This window comes from Paenibacillus sp. FSL L8-0158 (assembly GCF_038592965.1).
GTDB lineage: Bacteria > Bacillota > Bacilli > Paenibacillales > Paenibacillaceae > Paenibacillus > Paenibacillus polymyxa_D.
In genome coordinates, this window is the sequence record NZ_CP151949.1 from 4,969,716 (window position 1) to 4,992,023 (window position 22,308).

Annotated in this window: 20 protein-coding genes and 1 pseudogene; 7 read left to right on the plus strand and 14 right to left on the minus strand. The window is 46.4% G+C overall.

Going from position 1 to position 22,308, the window contains the following annotated elements; translation table 11 throughout:
* Window positions 1-72: 72 nt before the first annotated feature.
* The 5 genes from deoB to NSQ68_RS22100 form a co-directional block, all read right to left on the minus strand.
* Complete coding sequence (deoB, locus tag NSQ68_RS22080) at window positions 73-1,254, minus strand: phosphopentomutase (RefSeq protein WP_250240425.1); 1,182 nt, start codon at window positions 1,252-1,254, stop codon at window positions 73-75.
* Window positions 1,255-1,287: 33 nt separating this feature from the next.
* Window positions 1,288-2,466: a NupC/NupG family nucleoside CNT transporter gene (locus NSQ68_RS22085; RefSeq protein ID WP_013312038.1), complete on the minus strand. Its 1,179-nt coding sequence runs from the start codon at window positions 2,464-2,466 to the stop codon at window positions 1,288-1,290.
* Between the two features lie 75 nt (window positions 2,467-2,541).
* Entirely contained in the window at window positions 2,542-2,937 is a 396-nt protein-coding gene (locus NSQ68_RS22090; RefSeq protein WP_342427188.1) for a cytidine deaminase, read from the minus strand.
* Between the two features lie 30 nt (window positions 2,938-2,967).
* Entirely contained in the window at window positions 2,968-3,630 is a 663-nt protein-coding gene (gene deoC / locus NSQ68_RS22095; protein ID WP_134903747.1) for a deoxyribose-phosphate aldolase, read from the minus strand.
* Between the two features lie 206 nt (window positions 3,631-3,836).
* Window positions 3,837-4,772, minus strand: a complete 936-nt coding sequence (locus tag NSQ68_RS22100; RefSeq protein WP_342427189.1) for a sugar-binding transcriptional regulator — start codon at window positions 4,770-4,772, stop codon at window positions 3,837-3,839.
* A 274-nt stretch (window positions 4,773-5,046) separates the two neighbouring features.
* Between NSQ68_RS22100 and NSQ68_RS22105 the strand changes: the two genes are divergently transcribed.
* A complete protein-coding gene (locus tag NSQ68_RS22105) occupies window positions 5,047-5,460 on the plus strand; it encodes a chemotaxis protein CheW (RefSeq protein ID WP_029519325.1) in 414 nt (137 codons plus the stop codon).
* A gap of 61 nt (window positions 5,461-5,521) precedes the next feature.
* On the opposite strand, the pseudogene NSQ68_RS22110 reads toward NSQ68_RS22105, so the two are convergent.
* The 6 genes and pseudogenes from NSQ68_RS22110 to NSQ68_RS22135 all read right to left on the minus strand — a co-directional run bounded on the left by NSQ68_RS22110 (window position 5,522) and on the right by NSQ68_RS22135 (window position 14,145).
* Window positions 5,522-6,657 (minus strand): annotated as a pseudogene (locus tag NSQ68_RS22110) (slipin family protein).
* An 859-nt stretch (window positions 6,658-7,516) separates the two neighbouring features.
* The gene (locus tag NSQ68_RS22115; protein WP_342427190.1) at window positions 7,517-10,435 is read right to left on the minus strand and encodes a glycosyl hydrolase; all 2,919 of its coding nucleotides are present in this window, start codon (window positions 10,433-10,435) and stop codon (window positions 7,517-7,519) included.
* Between the two features lie 314 nt (window positions 10,436-10,749).
* Window positions 10,750-11,103: a hypothetical protein gene (locus NSQ68_RS22120; protein WP_342427191.1), complete on the minus strand. Its 354-nt coding sequence runs from the start codon at window positions 11,101-11,103 to the stop codon at window positions 10,750-10,752.
* The gene (gene ribD / locus NSQ68_RS22125) at window positions 11,104-12,204 is read right to left on the minus strand and encodes a bifunctional diaminohydroxyphosphoribosylaminopyrimidine deaminase/5-amino-6-(5-phosphoribosylamino)uracil reductase RibD (RefSeq protein WP_342427192.1); all 1,101 of its coding nucleotides are present in this window, start codon (window positions 12,202-12,204) and stop codon (window positions 11,104-11,106) included.
* The gene (locus NSQ68_RS22130; RefSeq protein WP_342427193.1) at window positions 12,201-12,965 is read right to left on the minus strand and encodes a GTP cyclohydrolase II; all 765 of its coding nucleotides are present in this window, start codon (window positions 12,963-12,965) and stop codon (window positions 12,201-12,203) included. Before NSQ68_RS22130 ends, ribD begins: the two co-directional genes overlap by 4 nt.
* An 82-nt stretch (window positions 12,966-13,047) precedes the next feature.
* Window positions 13,048-14,145 (minus strand): FAD-dependent monooxygenase, encoded by a 1,098-nt coding sequence (locus NSQ68_RS22135; RefSeq protein ID WP_342427194.1) that lies wholly within the window; start codon window positions 14,143-14,145, stop codon window positions 13,048-13,050.
* A gap of 267 nt (window positions 14,146-14,412) precedes the next feature.
* Between NSQ68_RS22135 and NSQ68_RS22140 the strand changes: the two genes are divergently transcribed.
* Complete coding sequence (locus tag NSQ68_RS22140) at window positions 14,413-14,748, plus strand: helix-turn-helix domain-containing protein (RefSeq protein WP_013312049.1); 336 nt, start codon at window positions 14,413-14,415, stop codon at window positions 14,746-14,748.
* A 138-nt stretch (window positions 14,749-14,886) separates the two neighbouring features.
* On the opposite strand, the gene NSQ68_RS22145 is transcribed toward NSQ68_RS22140, so the two are convergent.
* Window positions 14,887-15,279, minus strand: a complete 393-nt coding sequence (locus NSQ68_RS22145) for a helix-turn-helix domain-containing protein (RefSeq protein WP_039273904.1) — start codon at window positions 15,277-15,279, stop codon at window positions 14,887-14,889.
* Window positions 15,280-15,428: 149 nt separating this feature from the next.
* Between NSQ68_RS22145 and NSQ68_RS22150 the strand changes: the two genes are divergently transcribed.
* A complete protein-coding gene (locus tag NSQ68_RS22150) occupies window positions 15,429-15,947 on the plus strand; it encodes a DJ-1/PfpI family protein (RefSeq protein WP_342427195.1) in 519 nt (172 codons plus the stop codon).
* A 190-nt stretch (window positions 15,948-16,137) separates the two neighbouring features.
* Window positions 16,138-16,839, plus strand: coding sequence for a YoaK family protein (locus tag NSQ68_RS22155; RefSeq protein ID WP_307353550.1), 702 nt, complete (start codon window positions 16,138-16,140; stop codon window positions 16,837-16,839).
* 12 nt (window positions 16,840-16,851) lie between these two features.
* Here NSQ68_RS22155 and NSQ68_RS22160 read toward each other — a convergent pair whose 3' ends face one another.
* Window positions 16,852-18,027 carry a DHHA1 domain-containing protein gene (locus NSQ68_RS22160; RefSeq protein ID WP_342427196.1) on the minus strand — a complete coding sequence of 392 codons (1,176 nt, stop codon included), beginning with the start codon at window positions 18,025-18,027 and terminating at the stop codon, window positions 16,852-16,854.
* A gap of 237 nt (window positions 18,028-18,264) precedes the next feature.
* Between NSQ68_RS22160 and NSQ68_RS22165 the strand changes: the two genes are divergently transcribed.
* From NSQ68_RS22165 to NSQ68_RS22175, 3 genes are all read left to right on the plus strand, one after another.
* Entirely contained in the window at window positions 18,265-18,798 is a 534-nt protein-coding gene (locus NSQ68_RS22165) for a MarR family transcriptional regulator (RefSeq protein WP_342427197.1), read from the plus strand.
* Window positions 18,799-18,932: 134 nt separating this feature from the next.
* Window positions 18,933-20,252 carry an HlyD family efflux transporter periplasmic adaptor subunit gene (locus tag NSQ68_RS22170; RefSeq protein ID WP_342427198.1) on the plus strand — a complete coding sequence of 440 codons (1,320 nt, stop codon included), beginning with the start codon at window positions 18,933-18,935 and terminating at the stop codon, window positions 20,250-20,252.
* Window positions 20,236-21,486, plus strand: a complete 1,251-nt coding sequence (locus tag NSQ68_RS22175) for an ABC transporter permease (protein ID WP_342427199.1) — start codon at window positions 20,236-20,238, stop codon at window positions 21,484-21,486. The genes NSQ68_RS22170 and NSQ68_RS22175 overlap by 17 nt, the downstream gene beginning before the upstream one ends.
* A 122-nt stretch (window positions 21,487-21,608) precedes the next feature.
* Here NSQ68_RS22175 and NSQ68_RS22180 read toward each other — a convergent pair whose 3' ends face one another.
* Window positions 21,609-22,169, minus strand: a complete 561-nt coding sequence (locus tag NSQ68_RS22180) for an NAD(P)H oxidoreductase (protein ID WP_209949881.1) — start codon at window positions 22,167-22,169, stop codon at window positions 21,609-21,611.
* Window positions 22,170-22,308: the final 139 nt, after the last annotated feature.

The following is a 22,308-nucleotide window of genomic DNA, read 5'->3' on the forward strand; positions in this document are numbered from 1 at the left end:
CGTGCTTGTATCGTTATTTATATCGTTACTATTAATCTTTGTAATTTTGCTTGTACTCTTGCGGGCCCTTGATTACTGAAGCTCTGCCAAAAAGCTCGTTCCGTGTTCAGGCAGTTTTACACCAAAGTTATCCGCTACGGTCGCTCCAATATCAGCAAAGGTTTTACGAACCGCAAGCTCCTTGCCCCCAGCTGTAAAACGCGGGGAATATGCCAGCAAGGGTACATATTCGCGGGTGTGATCCGTTCCTCGATACGTCGGGTCATTCCCATGGTCTGCAGTGATGATTAGCAGATCGTCATCGGTCATTTTGGCAAAAACCTCTGGCAAACGCGCATCGTAATCGTCCAAAGCTTGACCATATCCCTGTGGATCACGACGGTGACCGTACACAGCGTCAAAGTCCACCAAATTCAGAAAGCTTAATCCGGTGAAATCCTCATCGAGCGTAGCCACCAGCTTATCCATGCCGTCCATATTGGACACCGTACGCACCGCCTTCGTTACACCCTCACCGTCATAAATGTCGGAGATTTTACCCAAGGCGATCACATCCAGACCTGCATCCTTCAGTTCGTTCATGGTGGTGCGACCAAACGGCTTGAGCGCATAATCATGTCGATTAGAGGTACGGGAGAAGTTCCCTGCCTCGCCTACGAACGGACGTGCAATAATGCGACCCAGCATATACGGATCTTCCAGCGTGATTTTACGGCAGAACTCGCAAATCTCATAGAGCTCCTTCAAAGGTACAACTTCCTCATGCGCCGCAATTTGCAGCACAGAGTCCGCCGAGGTATAGATGATGAGCGCTCCCGTTTTCACGTGTTCTTCGCCCAGCTCATCAATGATTTCCGTTCCGCTAGCAGGCTTATTGCCAATCACTTTGCGACCTGTGTGCTCCTCAATGCGCTGAATCAGCTCATCCGGGAACCCATCGGGAAATACACGGAAAGGAACCGCAATATTCAAGCCCATGATTTCCCAATGACCCGTCATCGTATCCTTGCCATTGGACGCTTCCTGCATTTTGGTATAATACGCGAGCGGCTTGTCGGCCGCCGCCACCCCTTCTATGGAACGAATATTGGACAAACCGAGCTTGCCCATATTCGGCATCTTCAGACCGCCACGTTCGCGGGCAATATGACCAAGAGTATCTACATCGTAATCATCAAACTGGGCAGCATCCGGCGCTTCGCCGATACCAACCGAGTCCATAACCACCAAGTGAATCCGTTTGAATTTAGACATTATAAAAATCCTTTCCTGACTCGCTGTTTTTTTCTACAAAAACAACCCTGCAATTGTTGCCGACAGCACGCTAACCAGCGTTGCCCCGTACAACAGCTTCAGACCAAAGCGGGCCACCACATTTCCCTGTTTTTCATGCAGCCCCTTCACAGCCCCGGAAATGATACCGATGGATGAGAAGTTAGCAAAGGATACGAGGAATACCGATACGATCCCGACCGTGCGTTCCGACAAGCCTGTTTGCTTGGTCAGATCCAGCATGGCCACGAATTCGTTGGATACGAGTTTGGTAGCCATAATGCTGCCCGCCTGAACGGCTTCGTTCCACGGAATACCCATGACAAAAGCGAAAGGCGCAAACACATAGCCAAGCAGTGCCTGAAAGCTGATTCCAAACAACCAGGAGAAAATCCCGTTAACCATGGCAATCAGTGCCACAAAACCGATCAGCATCGCAGCTACCGTAATAGCAACCTTGAACCCGTCCATAATATACTCCCCGAGCATTTCGAAGAAGGACTGCTTCTCTTCCTCCTGAACCTCCAGTAAATCGTCTTCCTTCTCAATCTTATATGGATTAATAATGGAAGCGATAATGAAGCCGCCGAACAGGTTCAATACCAAAGCTGTGACCACATATTTGGGGTTCAACATTTGCATGTAAGCTCCCACAATCGACATGGACACCGTAGACATCGCAGACGCACACAGCGTATACAACCGATGTTTTGGCAGCAGACCAATTTGCTTCTTAACGGAAATAAACACCTCGGATTGACCCAAGATAGCCGAAGCTACAGCGTTGTAGGATTCCAGTTTACCCATTCCGTTTACTTTGCTCAAGACAAGCCCGATATATTTAATAATAAAAGGTAACACTTTTACATACTGCAAAATCCCAATCAGCGCGGATATGAACACAATTGGCAGCAGTACGCCGATAAAGAACGGTGCTGCTCCTTCATTCGCAATTCCGCCAAATACAAAGTTAATCCCTTCAGTTGCATATGCCAAAAGACTATTAAAACCTTCTGCAAAGCCTTTGACCAAAAATTCGCCAATACCTGTGTGGAGCAATACAAAAGCTAGCGCAGCCTGCAAGACAACCATAACCACCAGCGGACGATACCTGATTTTACGTTTGTCACTGCTGGCAACGTAAGTAAGTGCAAATACAACGAGCAGTCCCACCAGAGCGATTACATATTTCATTTAATTTCCCCCTCATTACATTAAGCGCTTACATTCCCCGTAAAAAGAATGCGCTCCTAAGAGGCATTCTTTTTTTTATTTTCCCAGATCCGCAGGTCGAAAAGCACCCGGCAGTAATTGATCCACCGTCCACTCTTCCGTGTTGCCATGAAGGTTTGTCAGATAAATTTTGGTATCTTGATAAGCAAATTCGGAAATGACCTGACGACAGGCCCCACATGGAGACACAGGCCCTTCCGTATCAGCTACAACTGCAATCGAATCAATTTTCCGGCAGCCTTCGGATACCATTTTGAAAATCGCTGTCCGCTCTGCACAATTGCATAAGCCGTAGGAGGCATTTTCCACATTACATCCGTGATAAATCGTGCCATCGCTTCCGAGAACCGCAGCACCCACCTGAAAATTCGAATACGGAACATACGCCTGTTTACGCGCCTCAAGCGCTTTCTGAATCAATTGATCCTTCATCGCGAATCCCTCCATGACTTTAAAATAAACTTAGTAGGAAGATGTAGATTGCTCGCCCTCGATGATCTTCACACCGGAACTTGCACCGATCCGGCTTGCGCCAGCTTCTACTAATTTTTGCACGTCTTCCAGACTGCGTACACCGCCTGAAGCCTTGACACCAATCTCAGGTCCTACAGTCTTACGCATCAAAGCCACATCTTCCGCAGTAGCTCCACCTGTTGAGAAGCCTGTCGAGGTTTTCACAAAATTCGCTCCCGCTTTGACGGACAGCTCACATGCCAGTACCTTCTCTTCGTCTGTCAGCAGGCATGTTTCGATAATCACTTTTACCAGTGTACCGGCAGCTGCCTCCACGACTGCACGGATGTCCTGCTCGACGAGCTGTACATCACGTGCCTTCAAAGCGCCTATGTTAATAACCATATCAATTTCAGTTGCACCGTTAGCAATAGCATCTTTCGTTTCAAATGCTTTCGTTGCGGACGTGCTCGCTCCCAGCGGGAAACCGATAACTGTACAGATGGCTACGCCTGTGCCTGCGAGCTGTTCTGCTGCATAAGCCACCCACGCCGGATTCACACATACAGAAGCAAACTGATATTTTTTTGCCTCGGCAGTCAATTTCGTAATTTCATCCTTCGTCGCATCTGCACGCAACAATGTATGGTCGATTAATGCTGCAATGTTCATATCTAAAAGCTCCTTCATTAGATAAATAGTGTGAAAAAAAGCCCTTTATTTCTCTGTGATGAGACCATCATAGCATGCCTTTGAACATATGTAAAATACATTTTGAAATTATGTTCAAGCTTATGCGCAAGGCGTCACCTACCATTCATATTCCCCTGTAGGGACACGCCATATCCGTATATTTTGCTGGATTGAGACGACTTACTCTATTGTAAAAGTGCTTGTGCCGTAAACTGATCCGTCACCAAGATATTCGCATATTTGCCACGCAACGATGCCCGAATGGCCTCCACTTTACGCTGGCCTCCAGCGACGAGAATGGACTTCTCCTTCTTTCGCAAATCAGGCAAATCAATCCCGACGGTACGGCTATTGATTTCCTGACTGCATATGTTGCCCTCAGCGTCAAAGAAGCGCGAGCAAATATCGCCCTTGCCAATTCTTTGCAATAGCTTCTGCTCTTCCCCGTTAAAATAACCCAATCGGAACAGCAACGCATCCTCCTTGACCGTCCCCACCGTAAACACCGCGATGTTCGCCTGCTTGCCAAGTTCGATAATACGCTGGATATGCCGATCCTCCTCGACCATTTTCTTAACGGCGTGACTGTCGAAAATTACAGGCAGCGGCAAATACCTTGCTATGGTATGAAAGGCTTCTGCGAACAAATTCACGGTTTCCACAGCATATGTGTTGACATGTGAATGGCTCACGCCTCCTTTGAGCTGAACCACCTCAACTCCCTTGACCTGCTTTTGTTGGAGATGAAGCGCCACGGCATGCATGGTTGTTCCCCATGTCACTCCAATAATATCAGCATCCTGTACCATTTCATGCAAATAATCGGCTGCTTTTTTGCTAATATGCTTCTTGATCTCCTGATATTCATTTAACGGCGAATAACAGACTAACACAGTATCCAGTCCGTATTTCTTCTTCACCTGCTCTCCGAGCGCGTCCATATCCTCCATCGGGTCCACAATACTAATCCGTACGTATCCCTGTTCCTTGGCAGCCTGAAGTAACCGCGATACCGTAGGACGCGAAACTCCGAGTCTGACCGCGATATCTTGCTGGCTGTAGTCGTTTAGATAGTATAATCTGGCTGCTTCGATACTTAATCGCTGCTTTTCATGATCCACTCTACCTCAACCCGCTTATCTTAAAATGTAGTGCCATCGGACACAGCCTTAGTTCCAATTACCATATATGAAGGGAAGCTTAAAGCCACGCCTTGGCCGATGGTTGTTATTTTGGAAGATTTAACTGCTCGTTTGTGATATTCTGTGAGTAACTACAACCATTTTACCGCATCCTCAACTTTATCGTTCCATCTGTCAAAACGCAATAGTTAACCCATTTTACCGCTCATTCACAACCTGTGATGGCTCATCTGAATAGATAAGGAGAATTGTTATGTCTGAATTTATTGTGTGCAGTCTAGCGGACAAAAAGTTCGCTTTAAACTTTGTGGAAGTAGAAGAAGTCATGAATGCCAAGAAGGGAACTCCGCTTCCCTTTTCCGAAGCATGGCATGAAGGAATGGTGACTATTCGCGGCAATGTATTTACGATCCTTAATTTACGCAAAAAACTGCTTCTTCCTGCATCAAGCGATTCCTCCGAGGACAAAATGATTTTGCTCAGCCGTGCGAAGATTGCTCTGCTTGTCGATCAGGTGGAGGACACGGCTTCTGCCGAGGACAGTCAGCTACAAAGCAATGAAGAAGAGTGGCAGCGCGAGTTGTTCCCTACCGTGATGGAGCATCAGGGTACCCTCATTCCGGTGATCGATATGGACGCTTTTCTTGCATCCACCAAGACGAACTAAAACGTAAAATACTCCCGAACCTTGAGGCTGGCTTGCACTCATCGTTCGGGAGTATTTTCAGTTATTGGAGTCCCTGCCCCTCTTTCATGTGAACCAGCGTGTTCAGCTGCTCCAGCAACGTATTTCCGCCAGTCAACGAAATCGTGCCAATCTTCTCGCAGATTTTTTCCATGAATTCCAGTTCTTTGAGACGATAGAGGGTGGCATTCTCGTCCATCAGCTTGGCCGTATTGAGCAGACTACGAGTGGATGCTGTCTCTTCACGTCGTGTGATGAGGTTGGCCTGTGCCTTCTTCTCTGCCAACAGCACGGTATTCAGAATATCCTTAATATCCCCCGGCAAAATAATATCCTTCACCCCTGCTGATGTAAAAGTCACTCCATATTCGTCGCTCTGCTCATTCAGCCTGGTCAAAACATATACCGCAATCTCCTGCTTCATTTTCAGCAAATCATCCAGCTTCATCGTACCAACGTATTCGCGCAACAACAGTTGAAGCATGATGTACATTTGCTCCTCGTATGCCCGGAATTCCAATGCCCGCAACGGGTCAATGATACGGTACTGACAGACGAAGTTAAGGCGCAGCGTGATTTTGTCCTCTGTCATGATTTCCTGTCCCATCAGGTCCATCTGCTGCTGTCGCATATCTATCGTTTTGATCTCTGTATTCACTGTGGACATCCAGAAATAATATTTGCCCGGTTTCAGCTCACCCTGCAACACATTATCGTAATACAAAAATCCCAATTCATAGCTACCCACCTGAAGTGCCTTCCAGAAGCCCGGTGTCTTGGACAAGAATGCTTGCCCCAATGCCTTATCAATTGCAGGCTGCCGAGTATCTGCACGAACAAAACGATGCTCCTTGAGCATGTTCCAAAAGGCATATTTCCCAGCCGTCAGCAGCTCCACAAACCGATTATCCTCATAATGCAACACATATTCATGGTCCTCTACATCGATGACATTCAATTGCTCCAGCAATAGGGGGATCTGTCAAAAACAAACGAATATCATGATCAGCTACAAAAAATGGCTCGGCTACATTCAAAATTTCAACTGCTTCTTGCTGAAATGTCTTCAAGCTGAAATGTCTTCAATAGGTAAGTTCCTGGGAGCAACAACTTGTGGTAGCTTCCTTTTTTGAACAGCAGCCCGCGCTCATCAGATTTAATCGTTATCTTCTTAAACATCGTATCACTCCTAGTATTTAAAATCCTCAACTTAAAAATGTACATTTCCGCGTGTAGCGGCTCCACGTTCCATTTGATCTTCCGATCGCTGTTGCCCCTGAATTTTTGGATTTGATGAACCCCTTATAGGGTTAAAATTCAGGGGCAAAGGCGAACGCTTCGCTTCTCCAGATTCAAACGGACCGCTCCGCTTATTCGCACGTTGAGTCAAAACACATTTTTAAAATGAGGATTTTTTTAATTTTATTTGTTGTAGTAGGGTTAGGACCCTTGCAGGGCATCCCTCCGGTGTGGACGGCGGGGTCAAGCTTGAGGAAAAAGGAAGATACCGCCTGTTTTCGTGTTCTAGGGATGGGATTCATCAGCCCAACATCGACTTTGAATCTGTATCCCCGAAGCCTCGAACCCTGTCGGCGCTTGCTCTCTCCGGTATCCGCTGACCGCATAGCCATCGCCCTGGTATCTGTCATCGAGACCAGACATGGGATGCTCTCATCCGGGTCTTTTCATTGTTTTTATTCGACCATTCGAATACTCTACCAGAAGTCGCGTGGAAGGCGATTGGGAATCGAACCCTAATTGTTGGTGGATACGCAAGATTACAGGATACCTGACCCCATCAGGGCAGGCACTGCGGGACCTTTGGAAATCCGCGCCTCGGTAATATCTTCCTGTATCAGCCTTTATCATTATCGCGTAATCTAGAACTCGCGAACATGGCGAAAGTATTACGACCCTATAAAAAAACGAAAAAGACACAGGAGAAGCATATGCGCTTCCCTCGTGTCTTTCTTTCTTTCTTTCTTTCTTTCTTTCTTTCTATAGTTAAATGTCTCGTTCGTATCTTGAGCCTGATCCACTAGGATGTTTTGTCAAAAACGGGATCAACGCTCGGTAGTGGAAGTTCCGGAGCGTCTGTCGTTGTAGAGGCAGTCTGCTGGTGTGTGTAGCTGAATGAAGGCGTCTCATATTGCAATCCCGCCTTTTCATAGGTGAACCAATAGCTGAGGGTCTTTCCGATGGAGAGGTCTTTAACTCGCTGCTCCCAAACACCGTCGTTGTTGGTCATTCGGTAATTGAGCTGTTGTCCACCCGTTAAAGTATAATGCACGTCAACATAGGCCGAGGCTGTTTTGGGTGTAAATTGAAGCAATGCTTCACGATCGCTGACAAAGCGAGCTCCTGCTTTATAATCCTCCGTTTCTCCGCCACCCTCATTGCCGCCAGATGCTGCCTCCGTAGTTACCAATACAGCATGGCTTGCTGCAGATAGGTTACCAGCTGCATCGCGAGCCTTAACGGTAAAGCTGTAAGTGGAAGCTGCATTTAGCCCTGTCATTGAAGCGGAAATACCGCTTATCTCTGCCGTCTGAGCCCCGTCCTTATAAACGATATAACCCGTAACGCCAACATTGTCAGTAGCTGCATCCCACTCCAGAGTGACTGCCGAAGCCGTTTTGGTCGTAACTCGCACATTCGCCGGGATGGATGGAGCCTCCGTATCAGGCTGCGGATTGCCACCGCCGCTTCCATTTCCGGCATTAAAGCTGTTCGGCTGCACGGTAATACTGTGCCCATCTGAGAAGGTTACTGTTTTGACCTCGTTTGTAAAGTTGTAGGCCACATAAGTTTTTACACCGTTTTTATGAAATACGGCATAAATTGGTGAATTAGCAGTGATGCTGCGGTCGATGTTGCCTAAAGCATCCAAATTGTAGATCCAGTGGTAGGCATTCGCCTTGGAATTCCCCGCTTCCGGTGTCATGGCCGCTACGCGTGCATTGAATTTGGCCTTGGCATCAGACGGGTCCGAGATCGCTCTGTACATATACACAATATCTTCCCACGGACTGAAATTCCCACCGCTTTTTCGCAGCAGATCGTTATAATTTTTAGCCGCATACTCCGAATATTGCGTCAGATATAAGGAGGCCGAGGTAATCGGCAGCCAGTTGATACCATGCACCTCTGCGGCATTATTGGTCCACCATGTTGCATTCCCTACCGTTTTACCGCCCCAGATCATGCTTGCCGTCGCGCTTTGCATCCCTGCAGGGGTGTTTGTGCCATGCACATCAAACCAGTATTCGTTAATGGCATTCATTTCCGTTGTATATAAATAGATGCCGAGATCACGAGTTTGAGTATTTCCCGTCGCCTCGCCCCATAAAATAAGACCGGCCCAAGCATTCATCGCCTCCGAGGAGGATTCATTGTTGTTGCCGTCGCCAAATTTAGCATGGCCGGAAGCCCAAGTGTGCCCGGCATAGGGATCAAAATTACGCAAATACGGAAATTTTGAATCAGATCTGTCGGTATTGGCGATATCGCGAATGAGCAACTGCACCATTTGTCCCCATTGGGAATCGGATGCCCAGTTCTTGTCCACACGTGCAATTTCGGCTGCGGCCTTGATAAAGTATCCATAATGGAAGTGATGGTCATTTAATTCTACCGCACTGCCAAAGCTGTCGGGATAACCGATTAATGTCCCCCAATTGTTGTTGTACACAAATAGACTGGAGCTTTTCAGATTTCCTGAGCTGTCACTGGCCTTAAACCAGTCCTGCAGCCGGCTTTTGATCTCATTGCGGAACTGGGTCGCTGCTTCGGTATTGCCAGCCTGGTCGGCAATCGGTGCCAGTGCTGCCAGTTTGCCCAAACGTTTTCCAGTCCAGTACGTGTCTCTATCGCCGGAGTAGACTTCCGCTTTCGCTTCGTTTATATAACTGTTGAGCGTATTTTTATCGTAGGACCCCAAGTCGGGCAAAGAAGGCAGTACCCCTGTAAACTTCATTTTCGTTTGAAAAGAAGCACCCTCTGCTGTTTTCATCAGACCGCGGACAGAATTGTACGTATAGCCCAGCAGGGGTTGTGATGAATTTTTCCACTGATGCGGGTATAAGGCAAAAATAGTGCCCGCTTGTGTACCTTGCTTCGCGGTTGTTGTAACGGTAAAGGTGGTTGTTACCTCGGAAGAGGCTTCGTTAAAGCTGTACTGTGCTTTGGAGTTTGTAACAAAAGAATAGGCATATTGCTGAAACTTGTCCAATGTCGCTTTTGTTTTGTCAGGCAAAGCCGCCACTGTAAAATAATTTTTCCCGTTTAATTGATTGATCAGCGTACTCGTCCCGAGGCCAGACCAGGTGCTGCCGGAAGGACCAAACAGACCATAGTGTGAGCCATTGACTGTAATGCCAAGCACAGGGGAACTAGCTGACCCAGACCAAACCTCTGGCACCCCATTAAATGAAAGCTTGGGATTGCCACCGCCAAACTCAAAAAAAACATAAGGGGAGCCGTGTCCATAGGTAGCACTCATTTTATTGTTGCCGCTTTGAAATAATGATTTGACAAACCAGTCGCTGAAACCGTCCACCTTGGCATCCGGAAATGAAGCGCTTACAGAATGGCCGATGGTAAAATCGTTCACATCATCCATCCAGCCCGCGATGTATCCCGGATTTACCGTAATTTTCCCACTCGGATTAAAGATGCGTAAACCGTTTTGCTGATTTTTCAAGGCAAGGGGATGCGGATATTGAGCCTCGGAGTACGGTACCCAGGCCAGGCTGCTCCACCAGTCATTGGTAGGCATTGGGCTGATTACATTCGCTGTTTTGTAAATCTCGTTTTGCGGTGTTGCTGCTCCGGCAGGTAGTGTGGTTGAATATGAGCCAGCGCCTTGTGTGACCTCACCCGAAAAGGCTTTAGTAGAAACCGGTGCAGCTAAACATATCAGACTGGCACTTAACAAGCATAATATCATTTTTTTCACAACCTACATCCTCCTTTGAATTCTATAGTCCCTTTCACTGCAAGGCTTTTTCCTTCTCTTCCAAGTTGAATTCAACTTCATTGTGCTTGATCTCAATTTCCAGGTCAATCCTTTTATTTCTATATTCTAACTAAACGAGGCGAAAGTCTCCAAAAATGAATAAGAAACCAGGACGAAAAACCCAAGCATGCTAATTATGTTATCTCAAATTCACCCCATTAGACATTCACTCTATGAGTTATTCATCCCATTAACCATTCACCCTAATAAATGTTTAATATATAAAAAAAGAATCCTCCAGGCCTTTTAGCCCTTCAGATTCTCTGTTCTTTTAAGTATATAAGCTTTTGAGCTTTTGAGCTTTTGAGCTTTTGAGCTTTTGAGCTTTTGAGCTTTTGAGCTTTTGAGCTTTTGAGCTTTTGAGCTTTTGAGCTTTTGAGCTTTTGAGCTTTTGCCCTTCCCATGCCCCACACCATTTCGAAAAATGAGTGACTTTGCGGTGGGCAGCAGCGGAGCGAAGGGGTTGAATCTGGAGAAGCGGAAGCGTTCGCCTTTGCAGTGGGATTCTTACCTTTAAATGTCTTATACAATCCGAAGAATCCCACTGCAACAGCGATCGGAAGATCAACCCCTTCGCGGAGCGCCTCCTCCACCCGAAAACAACTCACTCATTTTCCCCGCTCAAAATACCCTTCTATTTTCCAATCTACACCAACCTGTGTCACGCTCAAATCATACAATGCCACCGCATCGCTCATCGCAGACACGCCTTCTCCCCCGAGAAATCCCGGGGCTGCGCGTCCTCCTACCAACTTCGGTGCAATATACAGCACCAGCTTGTCTGCCAGCCCTTGCTGCACGAACGAAGCGTTCACCTCGGCTCCGCCTTCCACGAACACCGATGACACCTCCGCTGTACCCAGAATATCCAGCATTTGCGGCAGGTTAACCCGATCGCTGTTTTCATCCTGTGTCGGATATACCCTCACACCTAGCTGTTCCAGCTGACTACGCTTGCCTTCATCATAAACGCGTCCTGTGAATATCCAGGTAGGTGCCTCCCCATCTGTAATGACACGGGCATCCACTGGAATTCGAAGCTTGCTATCCAAAATGATACGAATCGGATTCCGTCCATCCGGTAGACGAGTCGTAAGCTGGGGATTATCGTGAATCACCGTCTGTACACCGATCAGGATTCCCACATGCTCGTTACGTAGACGATGCACATCTTCCCGTGCAGCCTCAGACGTAATCCATTTGCTTTCCGAGGTCCGGGTTGCAATTTTACCGTCAAGCGTTACTGCCGATTTGATCGTAATAAAAGGACGCTTGCTCACAATATATTGATTGAACACTTCATTCATGCGGATGGATTCCTGCTCACATACGCCGACAATGACCTCAATGCCCGCATCTTTCAAAATCTGTACCCCTCTGCCGGAAACCAGCGGATTCGGGTCCAATGCTGCAACCACCACCCGACGAATGCCTGCCTTCACAATGGCTTCCGCGCACGGGCCTGTCCGGCCATGATGGGAACACGGCTCCAGTGTTACGTAAATCGTCGCTCCCTGAGCGTGTTCACCCGCCATACGCAACGCATGAATCTCGGCATGTGGCTCGCCGGGCTTCAGATGAGCGCCGATTCCAACGATACGGCCGTTATTGACAATGACTGATCCGACGAGCGGATTCGGTTCTGTTTGTCCTTTAGCACTTCTGGCATTTTCCAGTGCCAGGCGCATATATTTTTCGTGAGTGGTCATAGAACCTCCCTGAGATCGGAATCCCGCAAATGGCCGGATCGTTCTACTTTTGTATTCAAATACCGTTCATTATATTGCGACACATCGCCCCAAAGCGGCATACGACCCGCCACATTCATACCCGATTTCTTTAAGGCATCCAGCTTTTTAGGGTTGTTTGTAATCAGAGTTACTGGCTTTTGTCTCAGGTGACGGAGCACACTAATGGCATCTGCATAGTTGCGTGTATCATCTTCAAAACCCAATTGATGATTGGCTTCGACGGTATCCATGCCTTCTTCCTGCAGAATATAAGCCATTGCTTTACTAAACAAACCAATTCCGCGGCCTTCATGGTTAGCCAGATAGAACAATGCACCCGTTCCATGTTCCACAATCATTTTCATGGACTGGTAGAGTTGAAATCCGCAATCACAACGCTTGCTACCAAAAATATCTCCAGTATGGCAAATACTATGCATGCGAACTAATGCATTTTCCGACTGTTGAAGATCGCCGTACACCAAAACGCTTGACTGTTGTCCCTCTGCCAAATCCAGTGTGGACAATCGCTTCACAATCGTCTCAGCGGTGGCATTCAGTAAGTCCTGACGATCTTCCTCATCCCGTACAGGCAACCAGCAGTACCACTGAAAAACAACCGTTTCTCCTTCCAAATTAACTGGCAGCTTGATCGGTCCAACCAAAATCGTCGAAGATTGCTCTCCGCGAACGGTTTGAATTTTATCGTTAAGTAGCGTAGCTACATCTTTTTGGTTCATCTCTCTGCACCATCCTTTATATAAGCTCTATATAGAAAATGCCTAATTCTTCAAAGGCTAATCGTATTGTCAGGGTCATAAATCATTGAACTATGTGTAAGAAATGTTCATGAAACGTGGATTCCATCGTCAGTTGCCGTTCCTGAAGCTCGGTGACAGCCTGTCGTCGTCCATCTTCGAACGCCTTTAGGTCTCCTGCGGTATAGCTCTTCTGTCGTAAACGAAGAAGCTCACTGGCTAGCACATCGGCATCCTTCAAAGCTGCGTTCAAGCCAAAAGCTCCGGTAGGTGTCATGGTATGCGCCGCATCTCCAATAAGGACCAGTCCGTTCTGCGCCCAGGTGTCACTGCGGCTGCTGAAAATATCCAACGGTACGAAGTCCTTCCATGAACGAATGTGATCATGCACACGATGCTTCAAATCCGGGAAAGCCTCTGTAAACAGTTGTATACATGGTTCAAAGGATTGCTTAAAGAGGGTTGGAAAGCTACCCTCCTCCACATTCCAGCCAATTTGAATATAGCCCTCAGCCTGCGAGAATAAAGCCAATTGCCCTCCGTTGACCCATGCCAGACGAGTGACGGGCTCCCACCCAGCAGGTGCCGTGATTTTCGCCCATAGCAGATCATAGCCGTGTCGAATGTTCGTCACAGGCATCTGCGCCAGCTTGCGCACAGTCGAATAGCGACCGTCTGCCCCTACAATCAACGAACTATCAATCGTGATCTCATGACCGTTCTTATCGCGGGCGGTCAAGCCCGTGTATCCCTGCTCGCTGTTACCTTCCAACGCAGTCACAGTTGTACCCGCCAGGTAACGGAAGGCCTCGTAGGTTGACGCCTGCTTGAGCAAAGCCTCCAAAAATCGAGGCTGTGGAATATGAACCCCCACATTACCATCTACTGATGCCGGCTTGACCGTCTTCACTTGCCGCTGATGCTCCCAATATTCGATTCTTGTGGAGGCGAGAACATAGTCCTCATGAATTTGTTCGAGCAGCTTATGCCTTTGGATCACTTCCTGACCCTCATCATTCAAGATTTCACCGCGAAAGGCCTTTCCCGCTATGCTCTGCCGCTCAATCAATATCGTGGATACACCCTGCGCCGCCAGTAGACAGGACAACAAAGTCCCTGCGGGTCCCCCTCCAACTACGCACACTTCACATTCCAGCTTCATCCGACTTCCCCCTACGCCCAAACCATCACCATAACGATTAGTTCGTACCTGTTCATTTAATTACATCATTAATAATATCAAAAATAACATCAAATTAATTTCAAATTTTAAGTATAATATCTTAAGCTCCGTATCAAAGCTAACAAGTTACTTTATGTAACAAAGTATATTTATATCATACCATTTCGTCAAGTAATAAATTTATGTAAAGTAAAATCATTTACTTTTAACAGTGAATCGTTAATAATAGGAGCATGAGGTGATCACATGAACATTCCGCAGATGTGTCCACGGTTTGAAAAGGCTATGGAACTACTGAGTAAGCGTTGGACGGTGTTGATCGTATTTCAACTAACTAATGGTCCGCAACGTTTCGTCGCTATTGAGAATTCAATTCCTAATTTAAGTGGAAAGGTCCTTTCGGACCGTTTGAAAGAGCTGGAGGAAGAAGGAATCATACAACGTATGGTTTATCCTGAGAAACCCGTACGGATTGAATACTCTCTTACGGATAAGGGACGCGATTTAGCTCCTTTGTTTGACCATATCGGTACTTGGGCTACACGCTGGATTGAGGTTCTACCAGCACTTGAACAGCAATGATTCATATGGGCTACAGCTATTTTTCCTAAACAAACATCATAAAAACACACAGACTGCTAACATGCCAAAGAACGCCTTTGCTCTAAGTACAATTTGTACTCATAGTGCAAGGCGTTCTATTTTTCATATGTAGGAACTTTAAACGTTTCCTTCACCGCTGCGTTGCATTTCCTCACGTATGGATTGCACCCGTTTTTTCCCCCAGTCGTACATCATTTCCACAATGGGTAAAATCGTCATCCCCAGCTCGGTCATCGAATATTCCACCTTTGGAGGTACCTCGGGATACACTTCCCGGTGCACAATACCGTCCTCCATCAACTCTCGCAGCTGATTGGTCAGCACTTTATGCGACAGCTTCGGAAACAGCCTTTGCAGGTCACTGAAACGGTGCGCCCCTTCCACACCCAGATGCCATAAAATGACGACCTTCCACTTTCCGCTTAACACGGACAAGGTCAGTTCCTTTTCGCAGTTATAGTCTCCGTTAACGATTTTCTCCCGTATTTCTTCTCTCAGCGTATCAGTCATATATCAATTAACTCCTTCTAAATCATCATGGTCTTGCACTCTAATAGTAACCTGTAGGTAACCTCCGTACTTGAAAGTGCATTCTTCACAGCCTGACGAAGCCATCCTACAATAGTAGATAACGTTACACATTCAAGGAGGAATAAAGTATGAGAAAAAAAGCTCTTTTTATTATACCCCCAGAGCGCTTTAATGAGGATGAATTGTTTAAACCGAAGGAAGCGCTGGAGCAAGCAGGTGTTACTGTAACGCTAGCTAGTACAAAAACAGGCGAAATCATGGGCGACTACAACGGTAAAGCGACAGCTGATCTTGTTTTTACTGACGCTGTGCTAGCTGATTATGATGTGGTATCTGTGATCGGCGGATCAGGAACGAATGACTATCTGTGGAATAACGCGGATCTCCAAGCTCTGCTGAAACAAACTCATGAGCAAAAAACTCTATTGGCCGGCATCTGCGCAGGTTCTGTAGCTGTGGCTCAAACGGGGTTGCTCTCCGGCAGAACGGCTACATGCTATCCAGTGGATGTACAAAAGGACCAGCTCCAATCGCATCAAGTCGAATATGTGCCGCAGCATGTCGTTGCGCATAGCGACATTATTACAGCCGATGGCCCAGATGGTGCTGAGGAGTTTGGTAAAGCCCTCGTTCAAGCTCTGCAATAAGCACATTCTCGAAGTTCCAGGTGGCACTTTAACAGCACTCCAACAAGCCGCATCACGTCCTTTTTATTAAATGGGACCTGATGTGGCTTCTTTGTGTCATTTTCATGCTGGAGTGACTAATTTAATTGTATGGTCCTGGATTTTCGTGCTAGCTTTAAAGAATCGACGTTTAACATAGGAGGCTTATGCCGTGATTATGAAAGGCAAAATCCATTTACACCAGGTAACGTCCGAATCGTTACGATTGGGCGCCTTACTATCATTAGTAGGGGGCTTTTTGGACACATATACCTTTGTTGGAAGGGGCGGTGTTTTCGCCAACGCACAGACAGGCAATATCGTACTGCTGGCTGTCAAAGTCATTCAGGGGCACTGGATTCAGGCACTAGCCTATATCCCGCCCCTGATCGCCTTTTCACTGGGCGTTTTTGTTGCTGAAGGAATTAAACGAAAATCAACCCACCGTCTAACTCCGGACTGGACCCGCACTATTCTTTTACTGGAAATTGCGATTTTTTTCATCGTGGGACTGATTCCGCAAGGAGTTCCCAATACGGTAGTGGTGGTGATCGTCTCGTTCGTCGCTTCCGTACAAATGACTTCCTTCCGCAAGCTCATTGATGTGCCGTACACCTCCACGGTCAGCACCGGTAACCTCCGATCAGCTATCGAGGCTATGTATATCGCTATAACGACCAAGGACACGAACGCCGCCATTCGAGCGATGCGTTATGGTGTCATCCTGGCAGCCTTCTTGGTAGGAGCCTTGCTGGGGGGATTTCTGACTTTGACAATTGGGGATAAAGCCGTTTGGGGCGCTGTTGTTGCACTTATTTTTTCTTTTATTTTATTTACAGAAGAGGAAAAGTGGAAGCTGCCGCTACGCCACTAATCCTCCACTACATTAGCCCTGAATGAATTGCCGCTGGGCCGTTTCAAAGAAATTCAAGAGGTCTTCGCGGGACGAGAATGCTGCCTGAGCAGATTGGTTGCTACCGCCCCCCTTACCGTGAAACGCGCCCAGATTCTCTTTCAAAAATGCTCCGCAGGCAACAGACTGGGTGCCGTTATGTGCCAGAATGATTTTGTTTTCTGCTGTTGTGGCAAATAGAACAAGCAGATCATGCTCAGCGGTCAGCTTGGTAGCCAATTGCTGCATGTCCTGAAGGGATTTTTGTTCGAATACATGAGCAAGAATATGCCCCTGCACAGCAGATAGCAATTCTTTCGCCTGGTACGAAGCATTTTCCTCTTGTAGGAGCTCCATTTGCGCCTTGAGCTGTTTATGCTCCTGCTCCCACTTTTCAAATCGGGTCAAAATATCCTTTCGCCCGGTATTAAACTTCGCAGACAACACGTCCAGTATCTGAACACTATCGTTAAAGTCCTGGAGTGCGCGAACGCCACATTTAAAATGGATTCTTGCCATCCCCTTCTGCTTCTCCCATTTTAAGCATTTAATAATCCCAATTTCCCCAGTCTGAGCTACATGTGTACCGCCGCAAGCATTATATTCAATGCCCTCGATCTCGACAATCCGAATATTTTCCGTGACTTTAGGCATTTTCACTAGCGGAATATCCTTCAATTGTTCACGGGTTACAAAATAACTTTTTATGCTGCGGTTACTGTAGATTTGCTGATTTACTTCCTGTTCGATGGCCGATAGCTGCGCAGATGTTATATCCGAGCAGTTCACATCAATCGTGGCATATTCTTGTCCTAGATGAAAGCTTTCAGTACGCGCACCCAACAACTCCAGACAAACCGCTGACAGCAAATGCTGTCCGCTATGCTGCTGCATATGATCAAATCTGCGCTCCCAATCCAATTGGCAGGCTACTTTCCGATCCTCCGGCAAACGCTCTACCTGATGCCAAATGTCCCCATCCTCAAGAACAACATCTAATACACGGACGCCCTGAATCGTTCCTGTATCACACGGCTGGCCTCCGCCATGCGGATAAAAGGCTGTTTCCTTGAGCATAATAAAAAATGCTCCATCTCTTTCCATACTCTGTACAATATGGGTGTCCCACTCCGTAAGATTTGGAGCAATGTAATATAATTTAGTCGTCATCCAGATTCCTCACTTTTGGGTTCTTTGTCTCGTGCGATATCCACTATTATCAAGCACTTCATTGTAAATATCAATGCAGGGAAAAGCTTGAACCATGGCACGAACAACCTCCATTTGGTGAGAAATGTGCATGACGATTAACAAAATTTAGCTTGAAATTTAATTCTGGATAGATTAAGATTAGTCGGCTAACTAATTTGTCGATTGGAACATACTGTAAGAAGAAAGGAGAACCCTATGGATTTTGATTTACGGGACTTGCCCACTCGTGAGGCGCTGCAAGAATTTTCCAAGCGTATCCCTGAAATTGATGTAAGAGCGACAGAAGCTATGCTATTTTTTATGCGAGTATCTTCCAGTGTTTTTAAAGTCAGTTTTGAAGGTTTTGAGAAGTTCGGTATATCTCATGGAAAATTTTCAATACTAATTCTTCTGTACCGCAACATCCATACAGGATTGCTGGCTACAGAGCTTGCGGAGAAAGTAGGGGTTAGCAAGCCTACCGTTACCGGTCTGCTTGACCGCCTGGAACGCGATGGGCTTATTATTCGATCTGTTCATCCTTCCGACCGCCGTATGAGCATTGTTAAACTGACCGAACAAGGAACAGAAATGATGGAGAGACTGCTGCCTATACATTTTACAAGCACTTCCACACTGATGAGCCACCTGTCCACCGATGAAAAAGAGCTGCTTCTGACATTACTCCAAAAAATAGAAAGCGGCATCCCTCAAGCAAAAGAGATATATAAAGCAGCAAAGCCAGAATAAGTTTTAATTTTGTATTTTAGTTAGCCGACTAACTTTTCAATTATTAAATAAAAGAATAAATAAAATGTACATATCAGGATATTTATTCGAGTCTATGTTTAACTCATTTTATGAATGTAAGGAGCGTATTACTCATGAATCGCACACAAGTCGCCAGCCTCATCATCCCTGTCATTTCTATTGCCTGCCTGATCGGCGGGGGGTTCCTGCTTCAGACCAACGGACAAGATCAAGTCAATGCTTCTCGATCCGTTAAAGGCACAACACTAAATGCGGATAGCATTCATGTATCGTTTGAGCAAGTAGGCGGCAAAGTCCTGAACATCCCGGTAATAGAAGAAACTAAGGTGAAAAAAGGAACTGTCCTTATGACTTTGGATTCTAAAGATGTGGATTTGCAAATTGAGCAACTGCGGACACAAATCGCGCAGTTCAATACACAGATCAGCCAACAGCAACAATCCATCCATTTAGGCTATACACGGGCAGCAACTCAGGAAAAACAGGCTCAGCTGGATATCGCGCAAGCCCAAGTGACTGAGAGTAAAAGTCAGGCAGCATTGCAGCGGGCACAAGCGGCAGAGCGTCAAGCCACTGCTGCGGAACAACAAGTCAATAATGGTGCTCGAGATGAAGATGTTCAGCAGCAACGAATTGCCGTAGCCTCCGCTACCAAAAATGTTCAGATGGCGCAAACCAACTATAAGCGTAATAAAGCACTCTACGATGCAGGAAGTGCATCCAAAGCAGCGTTGGATGATGCCGAATCCTCTTTGACTTTAGCGACAAATCAGTTGAGTCAGCAAAAAGAGTCTCTTCAAAAGCTACTTCATGGTGCCACTTCTGAAGAACGTATGCAGGCCAGTGAACAGACGACACAAGCAGCCGTTTCGGTAAAACAAGCCGAGGAAGAAATTCGCGGTGCCCAATTGTCCTTCGATCGTTCCAAAACCCAACTGGAAACCATTCAGCAGAGCCGTCAACAGTTGGCGGATCAGAAGCTGGCTATTGACCTTTTAAAGCAACAAAAAGACACACAGGAAGTTCAGCTTAAAACGTTGCTGCTCAAAAAAGAACGGCTGGTGTTAAAAGCACCACAGGATGGCAAGGTTACTTCGATTAGTACCAAAGTCGGCGAAAATGTGGCGCAAGGGGCTCCTGTGATTACCCTGGAAACCAACGACTTATATTACGATCTCTATGTGAATGAAGAACAAGCAGGTAAATTCAAGGCCAATCAAGAAATTAAAACCCGAGTATCTGCTCTCAACAAGGATATGAAAGGTACTGTACGCTATGTAACTGCTGCACCACAATTCGCTAATGTGAAGATGTCCCGTGAAAAAGGAGAGGCAGATACCGCTACATTCCAAGTACGTGTATATGTAACAAGAGAAGCAGCTTTGCTACCAGGTATGACGGTTGAGGTGAATACAAATGAAATCTCTTCGTGATGAATGGTCGTATCTGGTTCACTCCAAGTATCCGATCATAGCTATCATCTTCCCGTTGATCGCCGTATTGGGGTATTCACTGTTGCTCCCAAGCAGCCAAATTAACGATGCTAACGTGGTCGTGGTGGATCAAGATAACACAGCTTACAGCCGTGAGTTCATTCAAAAAATAGATGCTTCTCCATATATGAACGTAGCTGAGATTGTTTCGTATACGGACAACCCTGAACAGTATTTTTATCATGAGCAATATTTGGCTGTTATTTCCTTGCCGCATGGTTTAGAGGATAATCACAATCGTTCCCTTTCTAGCCGCGTGGGTCTCATTCTCGATAATACCAATGTTCAATCTATTACTTCCATTCGTACAGCTATGCAGGAAATTAGCGTTTCCGAGAATATGGAACTGTCTGTTCCAGCTATGTTGAAAACCGGGATGAACGCAGACCAGGCCCAAGGGGCCCTCAATGGTATCGCCTTGGAAGTGCGTTCCCTGTTTAATCCAACCAATGACTATCAGAATACGACGATACTTGCCTTCACTTGTATGTTCTCTTTTATGATACTGAATATAAATAGCTTACCTCTGGTCGCTAGACTCCGGGTTTCCAAGAGGCTGGCTGCTGAGCTGCAAAATCCATTCAACATCCTGCTGCGTATGCTTCCTTATACGCTGTTCTCGACGGCTGGCTTAATCTTCTCTCTCGGGATGCTTAAAGTGTTTGGGGGAGGCCGTTTCGAGGCCAATCCGATTCTCTTTATAATTCCGGTTGTCCTGTATGTATTCGGTACCGTTTGTATCAATGTTCTGGTTGCATGGGGCGCTGCACATCCGGGAATAGCCATCGGCAGAATGGTGATGATACTCATGCCTGCTTTTGTTTTATCAGGAGCTGTTCTTTCCAGATCACTGTTTCCACCTTTAGCGATTCAAATCGGTGATTTCTTTCCCTTCGTGTGGATGTACAAATTCCTGCGCACCATGGGTCTGCGTGGTGCACCTTTGCAGGAGATGCTTCCCGAACTCGGTTCTCTGTTACTATATGTTGGTGTACTCTCCATGCTGGTTATCGCCAGAGCACTGTGGGAAAAACAGAAGCTGGCCAAGCAGACTGCGGGCACTACTTCTGAAAAGGGATCACCACATCCCGTTGTTCCAGCAAGCACACCTGGCGGCGGATTATCTATGCAAGGGGCACCGTCAGCACCTATGCATGAGCCTATAAAAGGATAGAGTCTCGTCTATAAAATAAAAAAGGGTTAAGTGCCATCTAATGAGCCTTAACCCTTTTTCAATAATCAGGATTTTGCAAATTCCTTAACAATATGAAATTCTCATTGTTATCAGAATAAAATTTACTTATATGCCAGACCTAATTGATAAGCGTGCTCCAGTAAACCTTCAATGTATTCTTTCGATTCGGACAAAGTATCATAGAAGAACTCCACCTTGGACTCTCTTACTCTTGCGTAACCAGCAATGGCTTTATTCAAATAATTAGTAACCAAATCGTGATATTCATACTTGATCAGATGTTCTTTAGTCCCTCCCGCCAAGCACATCCACAGAACCTGCTTTGTCGTGAACTCCTGAAGTAAACCTATGTTCCACACTTTATCCAGGTACCCTTTTAGCATGGACGGGACACTATACCACCATAGTGGAAACACAAAGACCAGAGCATCCGCAGCCACTATTCTATCCATCTCTTTCCGTGTTTCAGGAGCATATTGTTTATGGGTCGTATTCCAATCCAGCTCATCTGCAGCGCTGTACACCGGATTGTATCCATCCCGATCCAAGTCCAAAATATCTACCTCGTGCTTATTCTCTTTCAATCCCTCTACAAAACGATTCATGACCGCAAGGGTAAGTGAATCTTCTCTAGGATGCGTGACGACCAATAGAACTTTCATGTATCCGTAACCTTCTTTCTCCACATAATTGGTGAACCCTGTCTACAGATGCTATTATGGATGTTATACATTAAAGTGTGAAGTACGCACTTCAATGTACTGTAGGTACTTTAAGGTTCCTTAGTGCCTTTTGTACTAC